The sequence below is a fragment of the Actibacterium naphthalenivorans genome (assembly GCF_014196965.1).
Lineage (GTDB): Bacteria > Pseudomonadota > Alphaproteobacteria > Rhodobacterales > Rhodobacteraceae > Actibacterium_A > Actibacterium_A naphthalenivorans.
Map to the genome: position 1 here is coordinate 834,567 of NZ_JACIEQ010000001.1, position 24,706 is coordinate 859,272.

The 24,706-nt window shown below is 64.0% G+C and carries 29 protein-coding genes; 13 read left to right on the plus strand and 16 right to left on the minus strand.

Translation table 11 applies throughout. The annotated features are described in order from the left end of the window. Nucleotides 1–2: 2 nt before the first annotated feature. A complete protein-coding gene (locus tag GGR17_RS04095; protein WP_037205032.1) occupies nucleotides 3–503 on the minus strand; it encodes an Lrp/AsnC family transcriptional regulator in 501 nt (166 codons plus the stop codon). 202 nt (nucleotides 504–705) lie between these two features. On the opposite strand from GGR17_RS04095, the gene trxB reads away from it, so the two are divergent. Next, complete coding sequence (gene trxB / locus GGR17_RS04100; RefSeq protein WP_054537977.1) at nucleotides 706–1,653, plus strand: thioredoxin-disulfide reductase; 948 nt, start codon at nucleotides 706–708, stop codon at nucleotides 1,651–1,653. Nucleotides 1,654–1,808: 155 nt separating this feature from the next. Beyond that, nucleotides 1,809–3,515, plus strand: coding sequence for a bifunctional sulfate adenylyltransferase/adenylylsulfate kinase (locus GGR17_RS04105; protein WP_054540300.1), 1,707 nt, complete (start codon nucleotides 1,809–1,811; stop codon nucleotides 3,513–3,515). Nucleotides 3,516–3,605: 90 nt separating this feature from the next. Here the strand turns inward: GGR17_RS04105 and GGR17_RS04110 are convergent, their stop codons facing one another. The 3 genes from GGR17_RS04110 to GGR17_RS04120 are packed head-to-tail and all read right to left on the minus strand — an operon-like array spanning nucleotide 3,606 to nucleotide 5,154. Continuing rightward, nucleotides 3,606–4,493 (minus strand): PhzF family phenazine biosynthesis protein, encoded by an 888-nt coding sequence (locus tag GGR17_RS04110; protein WP_054537976.1) that lies wholly within the window; start codon nucleotides 4,491–4,493, stop codon nucleotides 3,606–3,608. After that, nucleotides 4,493–4,720, minus strand: a complete 228-nt coding sequence (locus tag GGR17_RS04115) for a DUF1150 family protein (protein WP_037205017.1) — start codon at nucleotides 4,718–4,720, stop codon at nucleotides 4,493–4,495. The genes GGR17_RS04110 and GGR17_RS04115 overlap by 1 nt, the downstream gene beginning before the upstream one ends. Nucleotides 4,721–4,740: 20 nt before the next feature. Then, nucleotides 4,741–5,154 (minus strand): Hsp20 family protein, encoded by a 414-nt coding sequence (locus GGR17_RS04120; protein ID WP_037205013.1) that lies wholly within the window; start codon nucleotides 5,152–5,154, stop codon nucleotides 4,741–4,743. Nucleotides 5,155–5,328: 174 nt separating this feature from the next. Here GGR17_RS04120 and GGR17_RS04125 point away from each other — a divergent pair, with 174 nt between their 5' ends. The 3 genes from GGR17_RS04125 to GGR17_RS04135 are packed head-to-tail and all read left to right on the plus strand — an operon-like array spanning nucleotide 5,329 to nucleotide 7,153. After that, entirely contained in the window at nucleotides 5,329–5,550 is a 222-nt protein-coding gene (locus GGR17_RS04125) for a YdcH family protein (protein WP_037205010.1), read from the plus strand. A gap of 45 nt (nucleotides 5,551–5,595) precedes the next feature. Continuing rightward, entirely contained in the window at nucleotides 5,596–6,084 is a 489-nt protein-coding gene (gene purE / locus GGR17_RS04130) for a 5-(carboxyamino)imidazole ribonucleotide mutase (RefSeq protein ID WP_037205007.1), read from the plus strand. Then, complete coding sequence (locus GGR17_RS04135; protein WP_054537975.1) at nucleotides 6,077–7,153, plus strand: 5-(carboxyamino)imidazole ribonucleotide synthase; 1,077 nt, start codon at nucleotides 6,077–6,079, stop codon at nucleotides 7,151–7,153. The genes purE and GGR17_RS04135 overlap by 8 nt, the downstream gene beginning before the upstream one ends. On the opposite strand, the gene GGR17_RS04140 is transcribed toward GGR17_RS04135, so the two are convergent. Then, nucleotides 7,150–8,019, minus strand: coding sequence for a DMT family transporter (locus tag GGR17_RS04140; protein WP_328705642.1), 870 nt, complete (start codon nucleotides 8,017–8,019; stop codon nucleotides 7,150–7,152). The two genes, GGR17_RS04135 and GGR17_RS04140, sit on opposite strands and share 4 nt — an antisense overlap. Nucleotides 8,020–8,063: 44 nt before the next feature. Here GGR17_RS04140 and GGR17_RS04145 point away from each other — a divergent pair, with 44 nt between their 5' ends. Then, the gene (locus tag GGR17_RS04145) at nucleotides 8,064–8,516 is read left to right on the plus strand and encodes an NUDIX domain-containing protein (protein WP_054537973.1); all 453 of its coding nucleotides are present in this window, start codon (nucleotides 8,064–8,066) and stop codon (nucleotides 8,514–8,516) included. Here the strand turns inward: GGR17_RS04145 and GGR17_RS04150 are convergent. From GGR17_RS04150 to GGR17_RS04165, 4 genes are all read right to left on the minus strand, one after another. Beyond that, nucleotides 8,506–9,618: a bactofilin family protein gene (locus GGR17_RS04150; protein ID WP_054537972.1), complete on the minus strand. Its 1,113-nt coding sequence runs from the start codon at nucleotides 9,616–9,618 to the stop codon at nucleotides 8,506–8,508. The genes GGR17_RS04145 and GGR17_RS04150 overlap by 11 nt on opposite strands. Before the next feature lie 106 nt (nucleotides 9,619–9,724). Then, complete coding sequence (locus tag GGR17_RS04155) at nucleotides 9,725–10,216, minus strand: GNAT family N-acetyltransferase (RefSeq protein ID WP_157445499.1); 492 nt, start codon at nucleotides 10,214–10,216, stop codon at nucleotides 9,725–9,727. Nucleotides 10,217–10,431: 215 nt separating this feature from the next. Next, complete coding sequence (gene groL / locus GGR17_RS04160) at nucleotides 10,432–12,081, minus strand: chaperonin GroEL (protein ID WP_054537970.1); 1,650 nt, start codon at nucleotides 12,079–12,081, stop codon at nucleotides 10,432–10,434. 45 nt (nucleotides 12,082–12,126) lie between these two features. After that, on the minus strand, nucleotides 12,127–12,414 hold the full coding sequence (locus tag GGR17_RS04165) for a co-chaperone GroES (RefSeq protein WP_037204994.1): 288 nt from the start codon (nucleotides 12,412–12,414) through the stop codon (nucleotides 12,127–12,129). A gap of 216 nt (nucleotides 12,415–12,630) precedes the next feature. On the opposite strand from GGR17_RS04165, the gene GGR17_RS04170 reads away from it, so the two are divergent. From GGR17_RS04170 to GGR17_RS04195, 6 genes are all read left to right on the plus strand, one after another. After that, nucleotides 12,631–13,551, plus strand: coding sequence for a manganese-dependent inorganic pyrophosphatase (locus GGR17_RS04170; RefSeq protein ID WP_054537969.1), 921 nt, complete (start codon nucleotides 12,631–12,633; stop codon nucleotides 13,549–13,551). A 60-nt stretch (nucleotides 13,552–13,611) separates the two neighbouring features. Next, nucleotides 13,612–14,481: a TIGR01459 family HAD-type hydrolase gene (locus tag GGR17_RS04175; protein WP_054537968.1), complete on the plus strand. Its 870-nt coding sequence runs from the start codon at nucleotides 13,612–13,614 to the stop codon at nucleotides 14,479–14,481. A gap of 136 nt (nucleotides 14,482–14,617) precedes the next feature. Further along, on the plus strand, nucleotides 14,618–15,061 hold the full coding sequence (locus GGR17_RS04180) for a MaoC family dehydratase (protein WP_037204987.1): 444 nt from the start codon (nucleotides 14,618–14,620) through the stop codon (nucleotides 15,059–15,061). A 32-nt stretch (nucleotides 15,062–15,093) separates the two neighbouring features. After that, complete coding sequence (locus GGR17_RS04185; protein WP_054537967.1) at nucleotides 15,094–16,032, plus strand: bifunctional riboflavin kinase/FAD synthetase; 939 nt, start codon at nucleotides 15,094–15,096, stop codon at nucleotides 16,030–16,032. 39 nt (nucleotides 16,033–16,071) lie between these two features. Next, nucleotides 16,072–16,542 (plus strand): YcgN family cysteine cluster protein, encoded by a 471-nt coding sequence (locus tag GGR17_RS04190; RefSeq protein WP_037204982.1) that lies wholly within the window; start codon nucleotides 16,072–16,074, stop codon nucleotides 16,540–16,542. A gap of 1 nt (nucleotide 16,543) precedes the next feature. Continuing rightward, a complete protein-coding gene (locus GGR17_RS04195) occupies nucleotides 16,544–17,596 on the plus strand; it encodes a threonine aldolase family protein (protein ID WP_054537966.1) in 1,053 nt (350 codons plus the stop codon). A 10-nt stretch (nucleotides 17,597–17,606) separates the two neighbouring features. On the opposite strand, the gene GGR17_RS04200 is transcribed toward GGR17_RS04195, so the two are convergent. Beyond that, nucleotides 17,607–18,206: a 2-hydroxychromene-2-carboxylate isomerase gene (locus GGR17_RS04200; RefSeq protein ID WP_054537965.1), complete on the minus strand. Its 600-nt coding sequence runs from the start codon at nucleotides 18,204–18,206 to the stop codon at nucleotides 17,607–17,609. Between the two features lie 105 nt (nucleotides 18,207–18,311). Here GGR17_RS04200 and GGR17_RS04205 point away from each other — a divergent pair, with 105 nt between their 5' ends. Further along, a complete protein-coding gene (locus GGR17_RS04205) occupies nucleotides 18,312–19,334 on the plus strand; it encodes a ribose-phosphate pyrophosphokinase (protein ID WP_037204974.1) in 1,023 nt (340 codons plus the stop codon). A 7-nt stretch (nucleotides 19,335–19,341) separates the two neighbouring features. Here the strand turns inward: GGR17_RS04205 and GGR17_RS04210 are convergent, their stop codons facing one another. The 6 genes from GGR17_RS04210 to GGR17_RS04235 form a co-directional block, all read right to left on the minus strand. Then, complete coding sequence (locus tag GGR17_RS04210; protein ID WP_054537964.1) at nucleotides 19,342–19,692, minus strand: H-type lectin domain-containing protein; 351 nt, start codon at nucleotides 19,690–19,692, stop codon at nucleotides 19,342–19,344. A gap of 112 nt (nucleotides 19,693–19,804) precedes the next feature. Continuing rightward, nucleotides 19,805–20,224 (minus strand): F0F1 ATP synthase subunit epsilon, encoded by a 420-nt coding sequence (locus tag GGR17_RS04215; RefSeq protein WP_037204970.1) that lies wholly within the window; start codon nucleotides 20,222–20,224, stop codon nucleotides 19,805–19,807. 11 nt (nucleotides 20,225–20,235) lie between these two features. Continuing rightward, the gene (atpD, locus tag GGR17_RS04220) at nucleotides 20,236–21,660 is read right to left on the minus strand and encodes a F0F1 ATP synthase subunit beta (RefSeq protein ID WP_054537963.1); all 1,425 of its coding nucleotides are present in this window, start codon (nucleotides 21,658–21,660) and stop codon (nucleotides 20,236–20,238) included. Nucleotides 21,661–21,678: 18 nt separating this feature from the next. After that, nucleotides 21,679–22,554, minus strand: a complete 876-nt coding sequence (locus GGR17_RS04225; RefSeq protein WP_054537962.1) for a F0F1 ATP synthase subunit gamma — start codon at nucleotides 22,552–22,554, stop codon at nucleotides 21,679–21,681. A gap of 22 nt (nucleotides 22,555–22,576) precedes the next feature. Beyond that, nucleotides 22,577–24,115 (minus strand): F0F1 ATP synthase subunit alpha, encoded by a 1,539-nt coding sequence (gene atpA / locus GGR17_RS04230; RefSeq protein ID WP_054537961.1) that lies wholly within the window; start codon nucleotides 24,113–24,115, stop codon nucleotides 22,577–22,579. Further along, nucleotides 24,116–24,676, minus strand: a complete 561-nt coding sequence (locus GGR17_RS04235) for a F0F1 ATP synthase subunit delta (RefSeq protein WP_037204960.1) — start codon at nucleotides 24,674–24,676, stop codon at nucleotides 24,116–24,118. Nucleotides 24,677–24,706: the final 30 nt, after the last annotated feature.

Genomic DNA, 24,706 nt, shown 5'->3' on the forward strand with positions numbered 1-24,706 from the left:
TCTCAGCCGTCGCTTCCCAGCCGCGCCTCCAGAACATCGAACGACACACCGGGCTGATCCTTGGCGCAGCGGATCACCAGCGAGGTTTTCACGCTGGCCACATTCTCGGCCGCAGTCAGTTCTTCGGTCAGGAAGGTCTGAAAGGTCGAAAGATCCGGCGCGGCGCATTTCAGGATGAAATCGACCTCGCCGTTCAGCATGTGGCATTCACGCACCAGCGGCCAGCCGCGACAGCGTGCCTCGAAGGCCGAAAGATCGACCTCCGCCTGGCTCTGCAGCCCCACCATGGCAAAGACCTGCACCTCGAAGCCCAGCTTGCGCGCATCGACATCGGCGTGATATCCGCGAATATACCCCGCCTCTTCCAGCGTCCGGACACGGCGCAGACAGGGCGGTGCCGAAATGCCGACGCGCCGGGCAAGTTCGACATTGGTCATCCGGCCATCGGCCTGCAACTCGGCCAGGATCTTTCGATCTATGGGATCAAGCTTGGCCCCAGACATGTGCGTTCTCCTGAAATTTGGCAGATGATACGCAGCGGGCACCGGAAGCGCAATTATATTTCACGCTTGCGCAATTATTATAATACATGACAGAAGCAGCTTTTCCTCCCGCCGCCACCCCGCGACACTCCGCGCCCCGACGGCGGTTGCGCAGGTTTTGGCGGATGTCTAAGTAAGCAGTGCTGCGCAAGAGGGCTTCGCCATGACCGACACACGTCACACCAAACTTCTGATCATCGGCTCCGGCCCGGCGGGCTATACCGCCGCCGTCTACGGATCGCGCGCGATGCTGGAGCCGCTGCTCATTCAGGGCATCCAGCCGGGCGGCCAGCTGACCATCACCACCGAGGTGGAGAACTGGCCCGGCGAGGTGGAAATCCAGGGCCCCGACCTGATGATCAAGATGGAGGCCCACGCCCGCGCCGTCGGCACCGAAATCATCGCCGATCACATCAATGCGCTGGACCTGTCCAAACGCCCCTTTACCGCCAGTGCCGACAGCGGCACCACCTACACCTGCGACGCGCTGATTCTCGCGACCGGCGCCCAGGCCAGATGGCTGGGCCTGCCCTCGGAAGAGAAATTCAAGGGCTTCGGCGTCTCGGCCTGCGCCACCTGCGATGGCTTCTTCTATCGCGGGCAGGAGGTGGTCGTGGTCGGCGGCGGCAACACCGCCGTGGAAGAGGCGCTGTTCCTGACCAATTTCGCCAGCAAGGTCACGCTGATCCACCGCCGCGACAGCCTGCGCTCGGAAAAGATCCTGCAGGACCGGTTGTTCAAGAATCCCAAGGTGGAAATCCTGTGGAACCACGCGATCGAAGAGGTCGTGGGCGGCGACAACCCGCGGGGCGTCGAAGGCGTGCGCGCCCGGCATGTGGAGACGGGGCAGATCACCGAAGTGCCGTGCAAGGGCTTCTTCGTCGCCATCGGCCATGCGCCGGCCTCCGAACTGGTCAAGGACGTGCTGGAAACCCATATGGGCGGCTACGTGGTGACGAAACCCGACAGCACCGAAACCTCCATCCCCGGCGTTTTCGCCGCGGGCGACCTGACCGACCACAAATACCGCCAGGCGGTCACATCGGCCGGAATGGGCTGCATGGCCGCGCTGGAGGCGGAACGGTGGCTGGCGGAGCAGGAACAGGGATAATTTCCCGCGCGGATGCCCATTACGCGACCTTTTCGCCGCAATTGCAAAAAGAACGCTGCCAAAGCTTGAATTCTGTCACATTAAAGGGCTACGCCCCAAACGACCGGGCGGGGGAACCGGTCTTTTGTGAATGACAAGAAGCCGAGTTGAAAAACATGTCCATGCCCAACCTCGCTCCCGTCCCGGAGCTTTATGTTTCTTACGAAAGCGCCCAGAAACTGAAGGTCGAAGCCGGCGATCTGCCCAGCTGGGATCTGACACCGCGTCAGATCTGCGACCTCGAGCTTCTGATGAACGGCGGCTTCAATCCGCTCAAGGGGTTCCTGAACGAAGAGGACTATAACGGCGTTGTCGAGAATATGCGGCTCGCCGACGGCTCGCTCTGGCCGATGCCGATCACCCTCGACGTCAGCCAGGCCTTCGCCGACAGCCTGGAGCCGGGGCAGGACATCGCCCTGCGCGATCAGGAAGGCGTGATCCTGGCGATCATGTCGGTGACCGACAGCTGGACACCGAACAAGGCACGAGAAGCCGAAAAGGTCTTCGGTGCGGATGATCTGGCCCACCCCGCCGTCAACTATCTGCACCACGAGGCCGGCCCGGTCTATCTGGGTGGCCCCGTGACCGGCATCCAGCCGCCGATGCATTACGATTTCCGCGGCCGCCGCGATACGCCCAACGAATTGCGCGCCCATTTCCGCAAGCTGGGCTGGCGCCGCGTCGTTGCGTTTCAAACCCGCAACCCGCTGCATCGCGCGCATCAGGAACTGACCTTCCGCGCCGCGAAAGAGGCACAGGCCAACCTGCTGATCCATCCGATCGTCGGCATGACCAAGCCGGGCGATGTCGATCACTTCACCCGCGTGCGCTGCTACGAGGCGGTGCTGGACAAATACCCGGCCGCCACCACATCCATGAGCCTGCTGAGCCTGGCCATGCGCATGGCCGGCCCGCGCGAGGCGGTCTGGCACGGGCTGATCCGTGGCAACCACGGCGTGACCCATTTCATCGTCGGCCGCGACCATGCCGGCCCCGGCAAGAACAGCGCCGGCGAAGACTTCTATGGCCCCTACGATGCGCAGGAGCTTTACAAGGCGCATGAGGCCGAGATCGGCGTCGAGATGGTGCCGTTCAAGCACATGGTCTATGTGCAGGAGCGCGCCCAGTACGAACCGGCGGATGAGATCGAAGAGGGCGTGACCGTGCTCAACATCTCGGGCACCGAACTGCGCCGCCGTCTGGCCGAAGGGCTGGAGATCCCCGAGTGGTTCTCCTTCCCCGAGGTGGTGGCGGAGCTGCGCAAGACCCGCCCGCCGCGCGCGCAGCAGGGCTTTACCGTGTTCCTGACCGGCCTTTCGGGTTCGGGCAAATCGACCATCGCCAACGCGCTGATGGTCAAGCTGATGGAAATGGGCGGCCGCCCGGTAACGCTGCTCGACGGCGACGTGGTGCGCAAACACCTGTCGTCCGAACTTGGCTTCTCGAAAGAGCATCGCGACATCAACATCCGCCGCATCGGCTATGTCGCCTCCGAGATCACCAAGAACGGCGGCATTGCCATCTGCGCCCCGATCGCGCCCTACACGGCCACGCGCCGCGCGGTGCGCGAGATGATCGAAGCCTATGGCGCCTTCTGCGAAGTGCATGTGGCGACCTCGCTTGAAGAATGCGAAAAGCGTGATCGCAAGGGCCTGTACAAGCTGGCGCGCGAAGGCAAGATCAAGGAATTCACCGGCATCTCCGATCCCTATGAAGTGCCGGAAACCCCCGAGCTGGTGCTGGATACCGAAGGTGTGGACGTGGACAATTGCGCCCATCAGGTTCTGCTGAAGCTGGAACAGATGGGCCTCGTCGCCGGCTGATCCCGCTATCTTCCAAAACGTTTACGGCCCCGGAAATCTCCGGGGCCGTTTGCGTTTCGGCCGATGGGCGCCCGGCAGGGGCGCCGCCTGTCACAGCAGGATTTCCCCACGCATCAGCACCCGGCCCTGCCCGCCGACGCGCACGCCGGTGATCGCCTCGCGCGGGCCCAGAACCGAAACCTCGGCCTGGCCGGGGCGGTTCATCCAGTGGCCCTGCTCGGCCGTGAAGCGCGGTGTGTCGATCAGATCGTTATGCCACAGATAGGCCGCCATGCAGCCCGTGGCCGATCCGGTAAACGGGTCTTCGACCGGGGCGGGCGGCGCCAGCAGCAGGCGTGAAAACGTCTGCCCCGCGGGCGTCGCGCCTTCCAGCGTCACAAGGAACGGTTCCATCACATCCGCATCCGCGCCGCCGACGATATCCTGAAAATGCTTCAGCCCGCGCGGGTTCAGCGTGGCGCGGCGCAGCGCCTCATGGCCGCTGACGACGGTGACGCAAAACGGCAGGCCGGTCGATACGACCTGCGGCGGAAAGATGATATCCGCCGGCTTCAGACCCACCGCATCGGCCACCAGCGCGGCCCGGACAGGCGCGCCGAACTCCGGCGCGTTCTGCATCATCGCGATGCGCGGCGCGCCGCGTCCGTACTCGATCTCGATGGGAATGACGCCGGCCAGCGTCTCCAGCGTCAGGCGCTCCCCCGTCACCATGCCCCGCTCGATCAGCGAGGCGACGGTGGCAATGGTGGGATGCCCGGCAAACGGGATTTCGCGGCTGGCCAGAAAATAGCGCACCCGCACATCGGCCGCGTCGGAGCGCCCCAGAAAGGTGCATTCCGTCAGGCTGGTTTCACGCACGATGGCGGCGCAGGTCTCGGGGTCAAGCGCGGCCGCGTCGTGAAACACGGCACAGCCGTTGCCACCGAAAGGCTGATCGGTAAAGGCGTCAACCCAGTCGAAGGCAACGGCGGCCGGCATCAGTGCGCGTTGACCGGCGCAAGATCGTGCTGGCGCGCCAGCGCAAAGGCCAGCTTGCGGTCTTTCACCAGCGCCAGACGTTCGCCCTTGGTGTCATGCACAGCATAGAGCCGTTCAACCCCGACCATCTGGTCGCGCACCTCCTCGGGCAGGTCGGCCACGGCAACGGGGCGCACATAGACGATGTTGTTCGCGTCTTTCGGCAGAAAATCGTATTTGGTATCCATTGGGTTCCCCTTCCTGAGCGTTAAGTTCGGTTGATCCGGATGGTCTGCACCATCTTCTCGGGCTCGGCCCGTTCCAGATCGACATGCAGCAACCCGTTTTCCAGGGCCGCGCCCGCCACCTCGACCCCGTCGGCCAGCACGAAGGACCGCTGAAACTGACGCGCGGCGATGCCACGGTGCAGAAACACCCGGCCCTCGTCCTCGTCCCGTTGGCGGCCGCGGATCAGAAGCTGCCGATCCTCCACGGTGATCGAAAGCTCTTCGTCGCCGAACCCGGCCACGGCAAGGGTGATGCGGTAACTGTGATCGCTGGTCTGCTCGATATTGAAGGGCGGGTAGCCTTCGTTTCCGGATTTCGCGTTCCGCTCCAGCAAGCGCTCGAGCTGTTCGAAGCCCAGAAGGTAGGGGTGCGATCCCAAGGTAAGTTTTGTCATTTTGTGCAAGTCCTTGATGAAGCGACCTGATGATCCGTGCGGCCCCGTTCTCGGCGACCTGCACAAGATATGGGCGGGCCGGGGCCGCCATGCAAGGGCACCCTTCCCGCAAGAGGCGAAAAACGCTATGTTCCCCGAACCGGGAAAGCGCCGACTCACGAACAGTGGAAAAGCATGAATATTGCCAGCGAAATGAAAAGCGAAGAGGTGCTGCGCGTGAAGCTGGAGGTGCTTCGGCGCGAACATCGCGACCTGGACGATGCCATCCGCGCGCTGGAGGACAAGGGCGGCGTGGCCGACCAGTTCACCATCCGGCGGCTGAAAAAGCAGAAACTCACCCTGAAAGACCGGATCGCCGCGCTCGAGGATCAGCTGACCCCCGACATTATTGCGTAACCCTTTGATCCCGCTATAGTGCCGCTTCCGAAATAAGAGGGCACAATGAGCAACGTGAAAGTGGGCATCATCATGGGCAGCCAGTCCGACTGGCCGACCATGAAGCTTGCCACGGAAATTCTGGATGAACTTGGCGTGGCTTACGAGGCCCGGATCGTGTCGGCGCATCGCACGCCCGACCGGCTGTGGGAATACGGCCGCACGGCGGTGGAACGCGGCCTGCAGGTGATCATCGCCGGCGCCGGCGGGGCGGCGCATCTGCCGGGCATGATGGCCAGCAAGACCCGCGTGCCGGTGATCGGCGTGCCGGTGCAGACAAAGGCGCTCTCCGGGGTCGACAGCCTCTATTCGATCGTGCAGATGCCCAAGGGTTTTCCGGTGGCGACCATGGCCATCGGTTCGGCCGGCGCCGCCAATGCCGGGCTGCTGGCGGCCGGCATCATGGCGCTGACCGACCCCGCGCTGGCCAAGCGGCTGGATGACTGGCGCGCCGCGCTGTCGGCCTCGATCCCGGATGAGCCTTCGGATGACTGAGATGCTTCTTCCCGGCGCGGTGATCGGCATTCTGGGCGGCGGACAGCTCGGCCGGATGCTCTCTGTCGCGGCCTCGCGCCTCGGGTTCACCTGCCACATCTACGAACCGGGCGCAGAGCCGCCGGCGGGCCATGTAGCGCACCGGTTGACCACCGCCAGCTATGAGGATGAGGCCGCGCTGCGCGCTTTCGCCGGTAGCGTCGACGTCATCACCTACGAGTTCGAGAACATTCCGGCCTCGGCTCTGGATTTCCTCGAAACGCTGAAACCCATCCGCCCCGGCCGCAAGGCGCTGCGCGTGTCGCAGGACAGGCTGGCGGAAAAGGCCTTTCTGCGCGGCATCGGGCTGCAAACCGCCGCCTTCGCGGCGGTCGATGACGAGATCGACCTGGCCGAGGCGATTGACGAGATCGGCACCCCCGCCATCCTGAAAACCCGGCGCTTCGGCTATGACGGCAAGGGCCAGGCCCGCATCATGGCGCCCGCCGATGCCGAAGCCGCGCTTGCCGCGCTGGCCGGTGCGCCCGCCGTTCTGGAAGGCTTCGTCGAGTTCTCGCACGAGGTGTCTGTCATCGCCGCGCGCGGGCTGGATGGCGAAACCGCCTGTTTCGATCCCGGCCAGAACGTCCACCGAGACGGCATCCTGCACACCACCACGATTCCGGCGCAGCTTTCGGCCTCCCAGCGCACCGATGCCGTGCTGCTGGCCGCCAAGGTGCTGAACACGCTGAACTATGTCGGGGTGATGGGGGTGGAGCTGTTCGTGACCCCCGGCGGGCTGATCGTGAACGAGATCGCTCCGCGCGTGCACAACTCGGGCCACTGGACCCAGGATGGCTGCCTGATCGACCAGTTCGAACAGCATATCCGCGCCGTCGCCGGCTGGCCCCTTGGCGACGGGCGCCGCCATTCGGATATCGAAATGCTCAACCTGATCGGCGATGACGTGGCGCAGGTGCCCGCGCTGGCCAAGGACAGCGATGTGGCGATCCACCTCTACGGCAAGGCCGAGGCAAAGCCGGGCCGCAAGATGGGTCATGTCAATCGCCGCCTCGGCCCCGCAACCTAGGCCTGCCGCCCGCCCGTCAGCGATATCGCGACGCCGCCCAGCACCAGCAGGGCGGCGATCACGAAGCGCGGGGTCAGCGCCTCGTCCAGAAACGCCATGCCCCCGGCCAGCGCGATCACCGGCACGGTCAACTGCGCCACCGCCGCCCGCGCGGCGCCAAGCCGGGGCAGGATGGTGTACCAAAGCGCATAGCCCAACCCCGATGTCAGCCCGCCGGAAACCGCCGCAAGCGCCACCCCACGCGTGGTCACGCCATCGGGCAGAACCGCGAATGCGACCAGCCCCAGCGGCGCGGCCAGCGCGAAATTGGCCGCCGTCGATTGCAGCGGATCCCCCGCCGCCCGGCCCAGCAGCGAATAGGTGCCCCACCCCAGCGCCGCCGCCCCCATCAGCACACACCCGGCCAGCGCCGGGGCGGTGCCACCCCCCGGCCACAGCAAATACAAAAGCCCGGCAAACCCCATGGCCGCGCCCAGCCAGCGGCGGGCCGGCACCGCCTCGCCCATCATCAGCGCGCCCGCGAACATCGTCACCTGCACCCCGCCGAACAGCACCAGCGCCCCCACTCCCGACGGCAGGCTGACATAGGCAAAGGAAAACCCGATCACATACAGCGCCAGAGACAGCGTTCCGGCCAGGCGGCCCCGCCCGCGCCACCCGACCCCGCCCCGTGTCAGCGCGCTCAGCCCGACCAGTACCGCCGCCCCCGAGACCAGCCGGATCGCGGCAAAGCCGGACGGCCCCATCGCGCCGTCGGCCAGCGCCAGCCGGTTCAGAACCGAATTGGCGGCAAAGGCGATCATCGTCAGGGTGCAAAGCAGGAACAGGCGCATCGCCGCAGGATAGAGAGATCGCCGACCGGCCAAAAGCCCGGCTTGCCCCGGATGACGTCATTGTGCAGGCTGCCGCCATGGCCCACACCTCTCCCCGGCTCGCGGTTCGCGCCGTTATCCTTCATGAAAACCGTCTGCTTCTGGTCAACGCCTGGCCAGAGGGGCAGAGCGATCTGTGGTGCGCCCCCGGTGGCGGAGCCGAGCGCGGCCAGTCCCTGCCCGACAACCTGATGCGCGAGGTATATGAGGAAACCGGGCTGCGCATCGCCGTGGGCGCGCCCTGTCTGGTCAACGAATTCCACGATCCCGCAAGCACATTCCATCAGGTCGATGTCTATTTCCGCTGCACGATCACCGCCGGCGCCCTGACCGACGCGTGGCAGGATCCCGAGGGCATCGTGACCCGGCGGCGCTTTTTCACCCGCGCCGAACTGTCGGCCATCCGGCTCAAACCCGACACCCTGCCCGAGATCGCCTTTCAGGCCCCCGGCGCCGTGTCCTATGACCCGCTGGAGCCGATCATTCGCTAGGCAGCGCGCCGAAGAACTGCGGCCGGAAGATCCATGTCGTGATGGCGCCCACGCCCGCCAGGGAAACGGCCAGAAGGAAAATCCAGCCCAGCACCGGGATCAGCCCGATCACCCCCGCCACCAGCGCGCCGAAGCCGGCTGCCAGCGCCCGCTGGCCGATCGACGCGGGCTCGTCCCTGCCCCAGGCAAGAAGCAGCCCCACGCCGAACGCATAGATCCCGACAACATAGCCCGCGAACCCGCCGATCGCCGCCACCAACAGCGCGGCCGGGCTCAGGAAAACACCGACCAGCGTCATGGCGAACAGCACCGCAGAGCCGATGACCGCCGATTGCGTCAGAAAGCCCAGCCACAGCGTGCGGAACGGGGCATCCAGAATGCGCCGGCGCATCGCGGCCAGTTGCTGGGGCACCAGCGCGGCGATCAGCGCCGCGAGCGCCGCGATCACGATCACCGCCGACAGGAAGCTGCCGATATATCCGGCCCAGCCGAACGGGCGCATGTGGCGATCGCGGCTTTCGATATCCCGCCGTTCGATCCGCTCCCCGGCGATGACGGATGCCGGCACCTCGAGCTTGCCCGGCGTCTCTTCATACAGCACCAGCTGCCCACCGATCCTTGCGTCGGGGCCGAATTCCAGCTGCCGCGCCGAAAGATGCACGTCGCCTTCGATCACCCCGTCGACCCGAAGCTCCTCTGCGGCCAGAAACGCGTATCCGCCCACTGGCCCGCCAACCGTCACCTGCGACCCCGTGGCGCGCAGATCGCCACCGACACGGCCGACGGAAATGTCGTAGCCCGACAGGGTGGCATCGCCCGCCACGTCGCCGGTCACCGTTACATCCATCCCCAGCGCGTACAGATCGCCACCCACCGCGCCGCTCAGATCCACCCGCCGGCCCGCCAGATGCGCCGATCCCGTGGCCTCCCCGGCCGCGCGCACCGTTTGTCCCACGAGAAACAGATCATCCGCGCCGCTTTCGCTCTGCACGGAAGAACCCGCCATGAAGACATCCCCGCTCACATTCACCAGGGCCGCCTCTTCGGCCAGCGCCGATGTGCCCAGCACAACAAGGCCAAAGGCCATCAGGAATTGCCGCATCGCGTGATCCTCTCGCTACGATTCGCCCTGGATGGTAGCGATTGCCCGGCCACCCGCCTTGCGAAAGATCAATGCGCGCCGGATCAAAGCCATGGCCAGAGGCCGGCTACTCGGGAAAGAACGCCTCGGGGTATTTCAGCGCTCCGCGCATTCCGCCAGAGCCGGGCACGATCGGATAAAGCATCGTTGCTTCCCGTGCGAAGGGTGTCGAAAGGTTTTCCGCCGCTTTCAGCGAAAACCCGAAACGCCGGTAATATTGGGAATCCCCCACGACGATCACCGCCGTCGCCCCGGCCCGGCGCGCCAGATCGAGCCCCTGCCGGATCAACTCGCCGCCAATGCCCTGCCCCTGCCGCGCCTGCTGAACCGCGACGGGCGACAGTGCCCAAAGCCCTTCGGGCGAGCGCATATGAGAGAAGGCAACATAGCCAAAGCAACTGCCATCATGCTCGGCGATCAGCTCCAGCGCCATCGCGCCGGAAGCGCGCAGATCGGCCACCAGCCGCGCCTCCGACGGCCCGCCAAAGGCGGTATCCAGCAGGATGGACACGCCAAGCCTGTCCTTCTCCTCGGCTGGCCGAACCTTGAAATCCGTCAATTTCCCACCGTCTATATCTGCAACTCAATGCTCCACCCCTACGCCCAACATTCCTTCGCGGAACAGAGAATCTTGTGCGCAAGGCGCCGTGCCGCCGCGGAAACAAACACAAAACGCACGGGGAACGAGCGGTTGCCGAAACTTTAGGCGAAATGGCGCCAAAATGAAAAGGGGGCCCGCAAAGGCCCCCTTTCCCGAACTGCTGGCGGGCAGGATTACATCATGCCGCCCATGCCGCCCATGCCGCCCATGTCGGGCATGCCGCCACCGGCTGCGCCGGCTTTCTCGGGCTTGTCGGCAACCATCGCTTCGGTGGTGATCAGCAGACCGGCGATCGAAGCCGCATCTTCCAGCGCGGTCCGGGTCACCTTGGCCGGGTCGATCACGCCGAACTTGAACATGTCGCCATATTCTTCGGTCTGCGCGTTGAAGCCGAAGGTCAGATCGGCGCTTTCGCGGACCTTGCCGGCCACGACCGCACCGTCAACACCGGCGTTTTCAGCGATCTGGCGCAGCGGCGCTTCGAGCGCCTTGCGCACGATGGCGATACCGGCGTTCTGATCGGAGTTCTCGCCGGTCAGGCCGTCGAGCGACTTGCCAGCCTGAACCAGAGCAACACCGCCGCCCACGATCACGCCTTCCTGCACCGCGGCGCGGGTTGCGTTCAGCGCGTCATCGACACGGTCCTTGCGCTCTTTCACTTCCACTTCGGTCATGCCACCGACGCGGATCACGGCAACACCGCCGGCCAGCTTGGCCACGCGTTCCTGCAGCTTTTCGCGGTCGTAGTCGCTGGTGGTTTCCTCGATCTGGGTGCGGATCTGGGCAACGCGCGCCTCGATCTCCGCCTTCTCGCCATGGCCGTCCACGATGGTGGTTTCGTCCTTGGTGATGGTGATCTTCTTGGCCGAACCCAGCATGTCCATGGTCACGGACTCAAGCTTCATGCCCAGATCTTCGCTGATCACCTGACCGCCGGTCAGGATCGCGATGTCCTGCAGCATGGCCTTGCGGCGATCGCCGAAGCCCGGCGCCTTGACGGCAGCAATCTTCAGACCGCCACGCAGCTTGTTGACCACGAGGGTGGCCAGCGCTTCGCCTTCCACGTCTTCGGCAATGATCAGCAGCGGCTTTTGCGACTGGATCACCGATTCCAGCAGCGGAACCATCGGCTGCAGCGACGAAAGTTTCTTTTCGTGCAGCAGGATCATGCAGTCTTCGAGATCCGCAATCATCTTGTCCGGGTTGGTCACGAAATAGGGCGACAGGTAACCGCGGTCGAACTGCATGCCTTCGACAACAGTCGTCTCGGTTTCCAGACCCTTGTTTTCCTCGACTGTGATCACACCCTCGTTGCCGACCTTCTGCATCGCGTCGGCGATCTGCCGACCGATTTCAGCTTCGCCGTTGGCAGAGATCGTACCAACCTGCGCAACCTCGGCGGAATCGTTCACCGGGCGGGCAGCGGCCTTGATCGCTTCCACAACCTTGGCCGTGGCCAGATCGATGCCGCGCTTCAGATCCATCGGGTTCATGCCGGCGGCAACCGATTTCATGCCTTCCTTGACGATGGCCTGGGCCAGAACGGTGGCGGTGGTGGTGCCGTCGCCCGCCTCGTCATTGGTGCGAGAGGCAACCTCTTTCACCATCTGGGCGCCCATGTTCTCGAACTTGTCTTCCAGTTCGATTTCCTTGGCGACCGTCACACCGTCTTTGGTGATGCGCGGTGCGCCGAAGGATTTGTCGATCACCACGTTGCGGCCCTTGGGGCCCAGGGTGACTTTGACCGCATCGGCGAGGATGTTAACACCCTTCAGCATGCGATTGCGGGCATCGGTATCGAATTTGACGTCCTTAGCAGCCATTTTTGCTTGCTCCTGGTTGTCTGAATTTCAGTTTAAAACGACGGCTCAGGCGATAATGCCGAGGATGTCGCTTTCCTTCATGATCAACAGCTCTTCGCCGTCGAGCGTGATTTCAGTGCCGGACCATTTGCCGAACAGGATCTTGTCGCCAGCCTTGACGTCCATGGCGATGCGGTCGCCATCCTCGTCCTTGACGCCTGCGCCCACGGCGACAACTTCGCCTTCCGCAGGTTTCTCTTTCGCGCTGTCGGGGATGATCAGACCGCCCTTGGTCTTTTCGTCGCCTTCTACACGGCGGACGAGCACACGGTCATGCAACGGAGTGAATGCCATCTCTGAACGCTCCTTGGTTCAAGTGTTTCCTGGATGTTAGCACTCACCTCCTTCGAGTGCTAACGCCTTGGATTTAAGGAACCCGCCGACACGAGTCAACAGCCATCACCGCGAAATCCCGGGGGCCATAAAACCGTTTCATTTCGCCCCCGTGACAAGGCCCCCGCCCGCGCCTATAACGGCGCCGATTGACACAGGACCAACCGGATTGCTCACATGACCATCAAAGTTCTCGGCCACAAGGCTCCCGACACGGATTCCACCGGCTCCCCGCTGATCTGGGCGTGGTATCTGACCGAAGTCCAAGGCACCCCCGCCGAAGCCAAGCTGCTGGGAGAGCCCAACACCGAGGCCGCCTTCATGCTCGAGCGCTGGGGCTTCGAAAAGCCGGAAATCATCGCCGACGTCAGCGCCGATGATGATGTCGTCATCGTGGACACCAACAATATCGCCGAGCTTCCGGCCTCGATCAACGAGGCCAACGTGATCCAGGTGATCGACCATCACATGCTGCAGGGCGGCCTGAAGACCAAGGCCCCGATCGACATCACCATCCGCCCGCTCGCCTGCACCGCCACCATCATGCATGACCTGATGGGCGCAGACGCCGCGCAGATGCCCGAGAACATCAAATGTGCCATGCTGAGCTGCATCCTCAGCGATACGCTGGAATTCCGCTCGCCCACAACGACCCCGCATGACAAGGCCGTGGCCGAAAAGCTGGCCGATGAGCTGGGCATCTCCATCCCCGATTACGCCGCTGAACTCTTCGCCGCGAAATCCGACGTCTCCGCCTTTTCCGATGCGGAACTGCTGCGGATGGACAGCAAGGAATATGAGGTCGACGGCACCAAGTTCCGCGTCAGCGTTCTGGAAACCACCTCCCCCGCCACGGTGCTCGACCGCAAGGCCAGCCTGATCGAAAGCATGGCCACCGTCGCCGCCGAGGATGGCGTCGATCAGGTTCTGCTGTTCGTCGTCGACATCCTGAACGAACAATCCACCCTGCTCGTCCCCAACGAACTCGTGAAGAACGTGGCCGAGAAAAGCTTCGGCGTGTCGGTGTCCGGTGACACCGTGATCCTGCCCGGCGTTGTCAGCCGGAAAAAGCAGATCATCCCGAGCCTGAAGGTCTGAACTCAACTCATCTTGCAAAGGGGCGCGGCCAGCGCCCCTTTTCCTTTTGAAAGCCCGATCATGACCCGGATCATCGAAAGCCTCAGCGAAATCTCCAGCGGATACGACGCCATGTTCGTTGATCTCTGGGGCTGTGTGCACAACGGCCGCGAACCGTTTCTCGAGGCGGTCGCCGCCCTGCGCCACTATCGCGAGTCCGGCGGCATCGTCGTGCTTGTCACCAACGCGCCGCGCCACCGCAAAAGCGTGGCCGCGCAGCTGACCAAGATCGGCGTGCCCGACGACTGCTGGGATACGATCGCCACCTCGGGCGACAGCGCGCGGGCAGCGATGTATCGCGGCACCGTCGGCTCCAGGGTGTTCTATATCGGCGAAGCCCATGATCAGAGCTTCTTCGACCCGCTGCACATCATCGAAAACCCGGTCGAGATCGAAAAAGTGCCGCTGGACGCGGCCGAGGGCATCGTCTGCACCGGCCCGTTCGATCCGCATGCCGACCCGTCCGACCTGCGGCCGCAATTGCTCTATGCCAAGCAGAAGGGGCTGAAACTGCTCTGCGCCAATCCCGACATCGTGGTCGACCGGGGCGAAGTGCGCGAATGGTGCGCCGGCGCCGTTGCCGCGCTCTATACCGAAATGGGCGGAGAGAGCCTGTATTTCGGCAAGCCGCATCCGCCGATCTACGATCTTGCCCGGCGGCGGCTGGCACAGATCGCCGAGATCGCCGACGAGCGCATCCTGTGCATCGGTGACGGCATGGAAACCGACATTCGCGGCGCGATGGGCGAAAACCTCGACAGCCTGTTCATCACCGGCGGCCTGGCCGCGCAGGAAACCCGAACCAAACGCCAGCCCGACCCGGATGCCCTTAACACCCTGTTGGACAAGGTGAAAATTGCGCCGCCCTTTGCCATCGGCTTCCTCAGATAGCTGCACCCGGAATTGGCGAAGCAATAAAATTGCGTCAAATTAGCCACGAGCGGCCGAAAATTACCTTTCGGATTGAGCCGCGCGCGGTCCTTCGCTATGCTGCATCGCAACATAACCCTGCCTCGGGAGTGATGAGATGTTGGACAACATGCCGCGCGGAACAATTTGCATCGAAGACCTGGAGATCGGCATGCGCCGCTATTTGCGCAAAGAGATCACCGACCGCGACATCGAACTGTTCGCCGAGGTATCGACCGATCACAACCCGGTCCACCTTGACGATGACTATGCCGAAAACACCATGTTCCACGGCCGGATCGCCCACGGCATGCTGACCGCCAGCCTGATTTCCGCGGTGATCGGCGAACAGCTTCCCGGCCATGGCACTGTCTATCTCGGCCAGTCGTTGAAGTTCATGGCCCCGGTCCGGCCCGGCGACGTGGTCTATGCCGAGGTGGAGGTCAGCAAGATCGATCACGGCAAGCGTCGCGTGACCCTTGATTGTCACTGCGCGGTGGGCGATACGATCGTTCTGAAGGGCGAAGCGCTGGTCTTGGCGCCAAGCCGCAAATTTGACTGACGGCGCCGGCTCTCCGGCGTGACCGGGGACCGATGAAGACCTTCACCCACTGGACCAGCCTGCCCCCCGAAGATCGCGGCGCATCTGCCGCGATCGGCAATTTCGACGGGGTGCATCTGGGCCACCAGGCCGTCATCGACATCGCTCGCCGGCAGGCCGCGCAGACCGGGGCGCCGCTGGGCATCCTGACCTTCGAGCCGCACCCGAGGGAGTATTTCGCCCCCGACGCCCCGCCCTTCCGCCTGATGAATGCCGAGTCCAAATCCAACCGGCTGGCCAAGCTGGGCGTGGATCACCTTTACCAACTGCCCTTCGACGCCGCGCTGGCCGCCCTCACCGCCGAGGCATTCGCGCGCGAGGTGATCGCCGATGGCCTCGGCCTGTCGCATGTGGTGGTGGGCCAGGATTTCCGGTTCGGCCGCGGCCGCGAGGGCACCGCGCAGGATCTGGTGCGGATGGGTGCCGAAATGGGGTTCGGCGTGACGCTTGCGCAGATTCTGGAATGGCAGACGGGCGCTGTCTCTTCCAGCGCCATCCGCACCGCGCTGAGCGACGGCAGGCCCCGCGACGCGGCCGCGATGCTGGGCCACTGGCACCGGATCGAGGGCGAGGTTCTGCACGGCGACAAGCGCGGGCGCGACCTTGGCTTTCCAACCGCCAACATGGCAATCTCGGGGCTGCACCCGCCGCGCTTCGGCATCTATGCGGTGAAGGTGGATGTGCTATCCGGCCCCCATGCCGGCACCTATGACGGCGCCGCTTCGATCGGGGTTCGCCCGACATTCGGCGAAAACATTCCGAACTGCGAAAGCTTTTTGTTCGATTTCAGCGGCCAACTGTACGGAACGCACCTTTCCGTCGCGCTGGTCGAGTATCTGCGGCCCGAAGCGAAGTTCGACAGCCTCGACGCGCTGATCGCGCAGATGGCCGTGGACTGCGAAAAGGCCCGCGCCGTTCTGGCTGGCACCTGACCCCTTTCCTTTCCGCCTCCAAACGCTAGGCTCCGCCTGATGAAAGACCCGATCAACCGCGACGGCCTGCGCCCGGAGTTCTGGGAACGTGTCCCGTTGAAGAACCTCGCTCCGAAAGAGTGGGAGGCGCTGTGCGACGGCTGCGGCAAATGCTGCCTGAACAAGCTGGAGGATGCCGATACCGGCGAGGTGGTGTTCACCCGCATCGCCTGCCGCCTTCTGGATGACGAAACCTGCCGCTGCGCGCATTACGAGGTGCGCAAGACCATCGTGCCCGAATGCGTGGTGCTGAAACCCGGCAACATCGCCAAGGTCGCCTACTGGATGCCGTCCACCTGCGCCTATCGCCTGATCTACGAGGGCAAGCCGCTTTACGACTGGCACCCGCTGATCTCGGGCGATCCGGACAGCGTGCACCGCGCCGGTGTTTCCGTCCGGGGATGGACGGTGCCCGAGTTCGACGTGCCGGTGGAAGACTGGGAAGATTACGTAATCGAAGAGGACCTGTAGGATGCATTTCACCTCTGACAACGCCTCGCCCGTGCCGCCACAGGTGATGGACGCGCTGTTGAAAGCCAATCACGGCTATTCCATGCCCTATGGCAACGACCCCGAGATGAGCCTCGTCCGCGACCGCATCCGCGAGATATTCGAGGCGCCCGAAGCCGCCGTCTACCTTGTGGCCACGGGCACCGCCGCCAATGCGCTGTCGCTGGCCTGCCTGTGCCCGCCCTGGGCCACGGTGTTCTGCCATCGCAACGCCCATATCGAAGAAGACGAATGCGCCGCGCCCGAGTTCTTCAGCGGCGGCGCCAAGCTGACGCTGATCGACGGCGACCATGCCAAGATGTCGCCCGAGGCGCTGCAACAGGCCATCGGCTTTGCCGCGCGCGCCGGTGTTCACAACGTGCAGAAAGGCGCCGTGTCTCTGACCAACGCCACCGAGAACGGCACGGTCTATACCCCGGCCGAGGTGCGCGCGATCTGCGATATCGCCAAGGCGCATGACGTGCCGGTGCATATGGATGGCGCGCGCTTTGCCAATGCTCTGATCACCGCCGGCTGTACCCCCGCCGAAATGACGTGGAAGGCGGGTGTCGATGTGCTGTCCTTCGGCGGCACCAAGAACGGGCTGATGGGGGTCGAGGCCGTGGTGCTGTTCGATCCGGCCCGCGCCTGGGAATTCGAGCTGCGGCGCAAACGCGGCGCACATCTGTTTTCCAAGCATCGCTACCTGTCGGCGCAGATGCTGGCTTATCTGGAGGACGACCTGTGGCTCAAGCTGGCCACACGCGCCAATGCCGCCGCCGCGCGCCTGTCGCGGGGCATTCTTTCGCTGGATGTGGCATCACTTGTCCACCCGGCGCAGGCCAACGCGGTTTTCGCAGCCTGGCCGCGCGCCGTCCATCGCCGGGCGCATGACGCGGGGGCCGCATATTACCTGTGGCCGGGGAACCAGTCGCTCGACGGGCCGGATGACACGCCGCTCTCGGCCCGGCTGGTGTGCTCGTGGTGCACCACCGACGCGGATGTAGACGCCTTTCTGGATGTGATCGGGCAATAGCCCCCGGCGCCTAGCCCAAGGCGGCCAGATGCCGGTCCAGATCCTCCAGCCGGTCCTGCCCCCAGAACCGCGCCCCGTCGCCGGTGACGTAGAAGGGCGACCCGAACACGCCGCGCTTGACCGCCTCTTCCAGATTGGCGGCATAGGTTTCCGCGCCCTGCAACAGGCCCCTGTCGGCCAGCGCCGGGTCGAACCCCGCCCCTTCCAGACAGGCGCGCACCACCGCATCCTCTGCGATGTCTTTTTCCTCGGCCCAGCAGGCCCGCAGAACACTTTGCACCAGCCCGCCCAGATCGCCACCGCCCGCCATCCGCGCCGCGATGATCGCATAAGAGGAGGGTGCCGCGTTGGTCGGAAAATGCGCGGGCCGCAGATGGAGCGGCAGACCGTTCTTCGCGCTCAGCCGGGCCAGTTCTTCCAGCCGGTAGCTCTGGCGGCTTTCGTGGCGTTGCGCCGGCGCCGTGCCCCCGGTGCGCGCGAACAGTGCCATGATATCCAGCGGACGATAGCTGATGCCGGCCCCGTGCCGCCCCGCGATCTCCTCCAGCCGCGCGCCGGCCAGATAGGTGAACGGGGATAGTGTGGAAAAGAAGTAATCAATGTCAGCCATTCTGCGCCCTCCCTGCCGCATCCGGTTTGCAAGACCGTATCCGGGTGGTAAGCGGTGTCAACGTCACGATTCTGTCATCAGGACGCTGCGCCCAAGGACCCTGCCATGCCCTCTGTCACCGAACCGAAACTGATTTCCGGCAACGCCAACCGCCCGTTGGCCGCCGCCATAGCCCGCCGCATGTCGATGCATCGCGGCGTGAACGTCGGGCTGGTCGACGCCCGCGTCGAACGCTTCAATGATCAGGAAATCTTCGTCGAGGTTTATGAAAACGTCCGGGGCGAGGACATGTTCATCATCCAGCCCACATCGAACCCGGCCAATGACAACCTGATGGAGCTGCTGATCATCTCGGACGCGCTGCGCCGGTCGTCGGCGGCCCGTATCACCGCCGTGATCCCCTATTTCGGCTATGCCCGCCAGGACCGCCGCACAAAGGCCCGTACGCCGATCTCGGCCAAGCTGGTGGCGAACCTGCTGACCGAAGCGGGGATCGAGCGCATTCTGACCATGGATCTGCACGCCGCGCAGATTCAGGGGTTCTTCGACATTCCCGTGGATAACCTCTACGCCTCGCCCGTCTTCGCGCTGGACATCCAGCACCATTTCAAGGGCCGCATGGGTGATCTGATGATCGTCTCGCCCGATGTCGGCGGCGTGGCCCGCGCCCGCGAACTGGCGCAGCGCATCAACGCGCCCCTGTCGATCGTCGACAAGCGCCGGGAAAAGCCCGGCGAGGTTGCGGAGATGACCGTGATCGGCGATGTGACGGGCAAGACCTGCATCATCGTCGATGACATCTGCGACACCGCCGGCACCCTGTGCAAGGCCGCCGAGGTTCTGATCGAGAAGGGCGCGAAAGAGGTCCACTCCTATATCACCCATGGCGTGCTGTCGGGCCCGGCTGTCGAGCGGATCAGGAACTCCAAGATGAAGAACCTCGTCATCACGGATTCGATCCAGCCCACCGATGCGGTTCTCGCCACCAAGAACATCCGCATCGTGCCCACCGCGCCGATGTTCGCGCAGGCGATCATGAACATCTGGCACGGCACCTCGGTCTCGTCCCTGTTCGAACACGGGACGCTGGCACCGATCTACGAAGGCATGTATTCGGTCGGCCTCTGAGCGCGGCTCAGTACACCTCCCAGTCATCCTCATGGGGCAGCTCGCCGATCGCGAGCCAGTCTGCCCGCACCCGCGCAACACGGGTGTCGCCCCATGTCTTGAACACGATCTCGAACCCCTCGCGGGTGATCTCTCCGGTCGAGATATCCGCCCGCGCGTTCGTCTTCTGATCCATGTCCCACATCGACATGCCGACGGTCACCACCGGCGGCGCGCGGAAGGGCTTTGAAAACCGAACCTTGACGGTGGTGGCCCGCGGCCCGGTGCCTGTCCACATCACGCCGTCATGTTCGAAATCGGAAAACAGGATCATAGAGCCCTGATCGACCCCGATATTTCGATTGTCCAGTCTGAGCATTGGCGATCCTGTTCCGATAACTGACGTTATCGCGGGAAACCGGCAGGAATTCGATATAAAAATGGCAATGGCCCCGACATGCGGGGCCATTGAAAAGCGCGTTGCGCCAGGATCAGAAGTTCGGAACGTTCGCGTCCAGCCCGATATGGCCGCTCATGGCAACCATGTCGGACAGCAGCTTGGCGGTCACGTCGGCGACGTCGGGATGCGCGGCCTTGTGTGCCTCATGCGCTTCCGCGATCATCTCGTCCACCATCGCCTGGGTCACTTCCTCGACCGGATGGGCGCGTTCGGCCAGAACCGTCGTGCCCTCGCCCGTCACCTCGGCGAAGCCGCCGGTCACGACATAGGTCGTGGAGCCTGCGGGCGTGATCACCTCCAGCACACCGGGGCGCAGGGTGGTGATCAGCGGCGCGTGGTCCGGCATCGCCGTCAGGTCGCCCTCGGCGCCCGGGATCCGGATCTCGGTGGCCTGAACAGAGGCAAGCCTGCGCTCGGGCGACACCAGATCGAATTGCATCGTATCAGCCATAACGGCCCCCTTTAGGCAGCGTCAGCCGCCATTTTCTCGGCTTTGGCGATCACTTCGTCGATGCCGCCAACCATGTAGAAGGCAGCCTCGGGCAGGTGATCATATTCGCCCGCGACAACCGCCTTGAACGACGTGATCGTGTCTTCCAGCGGAACCTGCTTGCCATCGGCGCCGGTGAACACCTTGGCCACGTCGAACGGCTGCGACAGGAAGCGCTGGATTTTCCGGGCGCGGGTCACGGTCAGCTTGTCCTCTTCGCTCAGTTCGTCCATGCCGAGAATGGCGATGATGTCCTGCAGCGACTTGTAGCGCTGAAGGATACCCTGAACGTCACGGGCAACCTGATAGTGCTCTTCCCCGACAACCGCCGGATCAAGGATCCGCGACGAGGAATCGAGCGGGTCAACCGCCGGGTAGATACCAAGCTCGGAGATCGCGCGGCTCAGAACCGTCGTCGCGTCGAGGTGGGCGAAGGTGGTGGCCGGCGCCGGGTCGGTAAGGTCATCGGCGGGAACGTACACGGCCTGGATCGAGGTGATCGAGCCCTGCTTGGTCGAGGTGATGCGTTCCTGCATCGCGCCCATGTCGGTGGCCAGCGTCGGCTGATAGCCCACGGCCGAGGGGATACGGCCCAGAAGCGCCGAAACCTCGGAGCCCGCCTGGGTGAAACGGAAGATGTTGTCGACGAAGAACAGAACGTCGGTGCCGGACTGGTCGCGGAACTGCTCGGCCAGGGTCAGGCCGGTCAGCGCAACACGGGCACGCGCCCCCGGAGGCTCGTTCATCTGGCCGTAAACCAGGGCCACCTGGCTTTCCGACAGGTTGTCAGGCTTGATGACGTTGGATTCGATCATCTCGTGGTACAGGTCGTTCCCTTCGCGGGTCCGCTCGCCCACACCGGCGAACACGGAGTAGCCGGAGTGCACCTTGGCGATGTTGTTGATCAGCTCCATGATCAGAACGGTCTTGCCCACGCCGGCGCCGCCGAACAGGCCGATCTTGCCGCCTTTGGAATAGGGCGCCAGAAGGTCGATGACCTTGATGCCGGTCACCAGGATTTCCGAGGTCGTCGCCTGCTCGGAGAACTCGGGGGCGGGCTGGTGGATGGCGCGGGTTTCAGACGCGACCACGGGGCCCTTCTCGTCGATCGGTTCGCCGATCACGTTCAGGATGCGGCCCAGCGTTGCATCCCCGACCGGCACCGAGATCGGCGCGCCGGTGTCTTCCACCGCGGCGCCGCGCACCAGCCCTTCGGTCGCATCCATCGCGATGGTGCGAACGGTGTTTTCACCAAGGTGCTGCGCAACTTCCAGAACCAGTTTGCGGCCGTTGTTGTCAGTGGTCAGCGCGTTCAGAATTTCCGGCAGCTGATCTTCGAACTGCACGTCCACAACGGCGCCAATGACCTGGGTCACTTTGCCTTTTGCGTTTGCCATGTCGTTTCTCCGGTTCCTTTAGAGCGCCTCGGCGCCCGAGATAATTTCGATAAGCTCGTTGGTGATGACAGCCTGACGCGAGCGGTTGAATTCGATGGTCAGCTTGTCGATCATTTCGCCGGCATTGCGCGTGGCGTTGTCCATCGCGCTCATCCGGGCGCCCTGTTCCGAGGCGGCGTTTTCCAGCAGGGCGGCGAAGATCTGCGTCGCCACACCACGCGGCAGCAGGTCTTCCAGAATCCCCTCTTCCGACGGTTCATAGTCGTAAAGGATGCTTGCGCCTTCGGCTTCGGTTTGGGCGAAGGTGGCGGGGATGATCTGCTGCGTCGTCGGGATCTGGCTGATCACCGACTGGAACCTGCTGTAGAAAATCGTCGCCACGTCGAATTCGCCGGCATCGAACCGGGCCAGCACGCCCTTTGCGATATCCTGCGCCGTGGAATAGCCAAGGCGTTTCACCTCGCCCATGTCCACATGGCCCACGAAATACGCTTCGTATTCGCGCTTAAGCTGCTCGCGGCCCTTCTTGCCGACGGTCAGGATCTTGACGGTCTTGCCCGCAGCCAGCAGCGCCTGCGCCTTGACCCGCGCCGCACGCACGATGCTGGAGTTGAAGCCCCCGCACAGCCCGCGCTCCGCCGTCATGACGATCAGCAGGTGGACATCTTCCTTGCCGGTGCCCGAAAGCAGCTTTGGCGCGCTCTCCGAGCCAGCGACCGAGGCCGCAAGGCCACCCATCACCGCATTCATGCGCTCGGCATAGGGCCGTGCGCTTTCGGCAGCATCCTGGGCACGGCGGAGTTTGGCCGCCGCGACCATCTGCATGGCCTTCGTGATCTTGCGTGTCGACTTGACACTCGCGATCCGGTTCTTGAGGTCCTTAAGGTTTGGCATATGTCCTCTCCCTCAGGCCCGCTCAGGCAAAATCGTTTGCGAAATCGTCAAGCGCAGCTTTGATTTTGTCTTCCAGCTCACCTTTGACCTTGCGGTCGTTGTTGGTGACATCGGCCAGCAGGTCGGCGTTTTTCTGACGCAGATGCGCCAGCAGGCCGGCTTCGAAACGGCCGACGTCCTTCACCGGGATGCTGTCCAGATAGCCCTTGGTGCCCGCATAGATCACGCAGACGATCTCGGCGTTGGTCAGGGGCGCGTATTGCGGCTGTTTCATCAACTCGGTCAGGCGCGCACCGCGGTTCAGCAGCTTCTGGGTCGAGGCGTCGAGGTCGGAACCGAACTGCGCGAAGGCCGCCATCTCGCGGTACTGCGCCAGTTCCAGCTTGACCGGGCCGGCCACCGATTTCATCGCGTTCGTCTGCGCGCTTGAGCCAACCCGCGACACCGACAGACCGGTGTTCACGGCCGGGCGGATGCCCTGATAGAACAGCTCGGTTTCCAGGAAGATCTGACCGTCGGTGATCGAGATCACGTTGGTCGGGATAAAGGCCGACACGTCGCCGCCCTGGGTTTCGATGATCGGCAGCGCGGTCAGCGAGCCGGCGCCGTGATCCTCGCTCAGCTTGGCCGAACGCTCCAGCAGGCGGGAGTGCAGATAGAACACGTCGCCCGGATAGGCTTCACGCCCCGGCGGGCGGCGCAGCAGCAGCGACATCTGGCGGTAGGCAACGGCCTGTTTGGACAGGTCATCATAGACGATCAGGGCGTGGCGGCCGCTATCGCGGAAATATTCGGCCATCGCGGTGGCGGCGTAGGGCGCCAGGAACTGCATCGGCGCGGGGTCGGATGCGGTGGCGGCCACGACGATCGAATAGTCGATCGCGCCGGTCTCTTCCAGCTTCTTCACCAGCTGTGCCACGGTCGAACGCTTCTGGCCGATCGCGACATAGACACAGTAGAGCTTCTTGCTCTCGTCGTCGCCGGCGGCATCGTTGTAGGATTTCTGGTTCAGGATGGTGTCGAGCGCGATCGCGGTCTTGCCGGTCTGACGGTCGCCGATGATCAGCTCGCGCTGGCCACGGCCGACGGGGATCATGGCGTCGACCGATTTCAGACCGGTCGCCATCGGCTCATGCACCGATTTGCGCGGGATGATGCCCGGCGCCTTGACGTCCGCGATGCGGCGCTCGGTGGCCGCGATCGGGCCCTTGCCGTCGATCGGGTTGCCCAGACCATCGACAACGCGGCCCAGCAGCGCCTCGCCGGCGGGCACGTCCACGATGGCGTTGGTCCGCTTGACGGTGTCGCCTTCCTTGATGTCACGGTCGGAGCCGAAGATCACGACGCCGACATTGTCGATCTCGAGGTTCAGCGCCATGCCGCGGATGCCGCCCGGAAACTCGACCATCTCGCCCGCCTGGACGTTGTCGAGGCCGTGGACCCGCGCAATACCGTCACCGACAGAGAGCACGCGGCCCACTTCGGCAACTTCGGCTTCCTGACCGAAGTTCTTGATCTGCTCCTTGAGGATCGCAGAGATCTCAGCTGCTTGGATACCCATTTATCCGACCTCTTTCATGGTGTTCTGGAGTGCCGCGAGCCGGGAGCGGATCGAGGTGTCGATCATCTTCGAGCCCACCTTGACGATAAGGCCGCCGATGAGCGAGTCATCCACAGCCATATTGATTTTCACATCCTTGCCGGTGCTGGTTTTCAGCGACGCGGCAAGCTTGTCCTGTTGCGCCTGTGTCAGCGCCTTGGCGGCGGTGACATCGGCGGTGATCTCGCCCTTGTCCTCGGCGATCAGGCCGCGCAGCGTGGCCACAAGCTGCGGCAGCACGAACAGCCGCCGCTTTGCCGCCATCAGGCGCAGCGCGTTCGACACCACGGGCGAAAGCCCCATACCGGTGGCAATCGCGGCAATCGCCCCGGCCTGTTCCTCACGCGAATAGACCGGCGAGGCGATCAGCGAACGGAAGTCCGCACTCTCGGCCATGGCCGCTTCGATTGCGTCAAGATCGCTCTCAAGCGAGGGGAGAAGACTACCTTCCTTGGCCAGTTCAAAAATGGCCGTGGCATAGCGCGCGGCGATGCCTGTCGAGATCGAAGCTGGTTCGGACACGTCCACCCTTCCGATGTCTGTAGCCCCGGA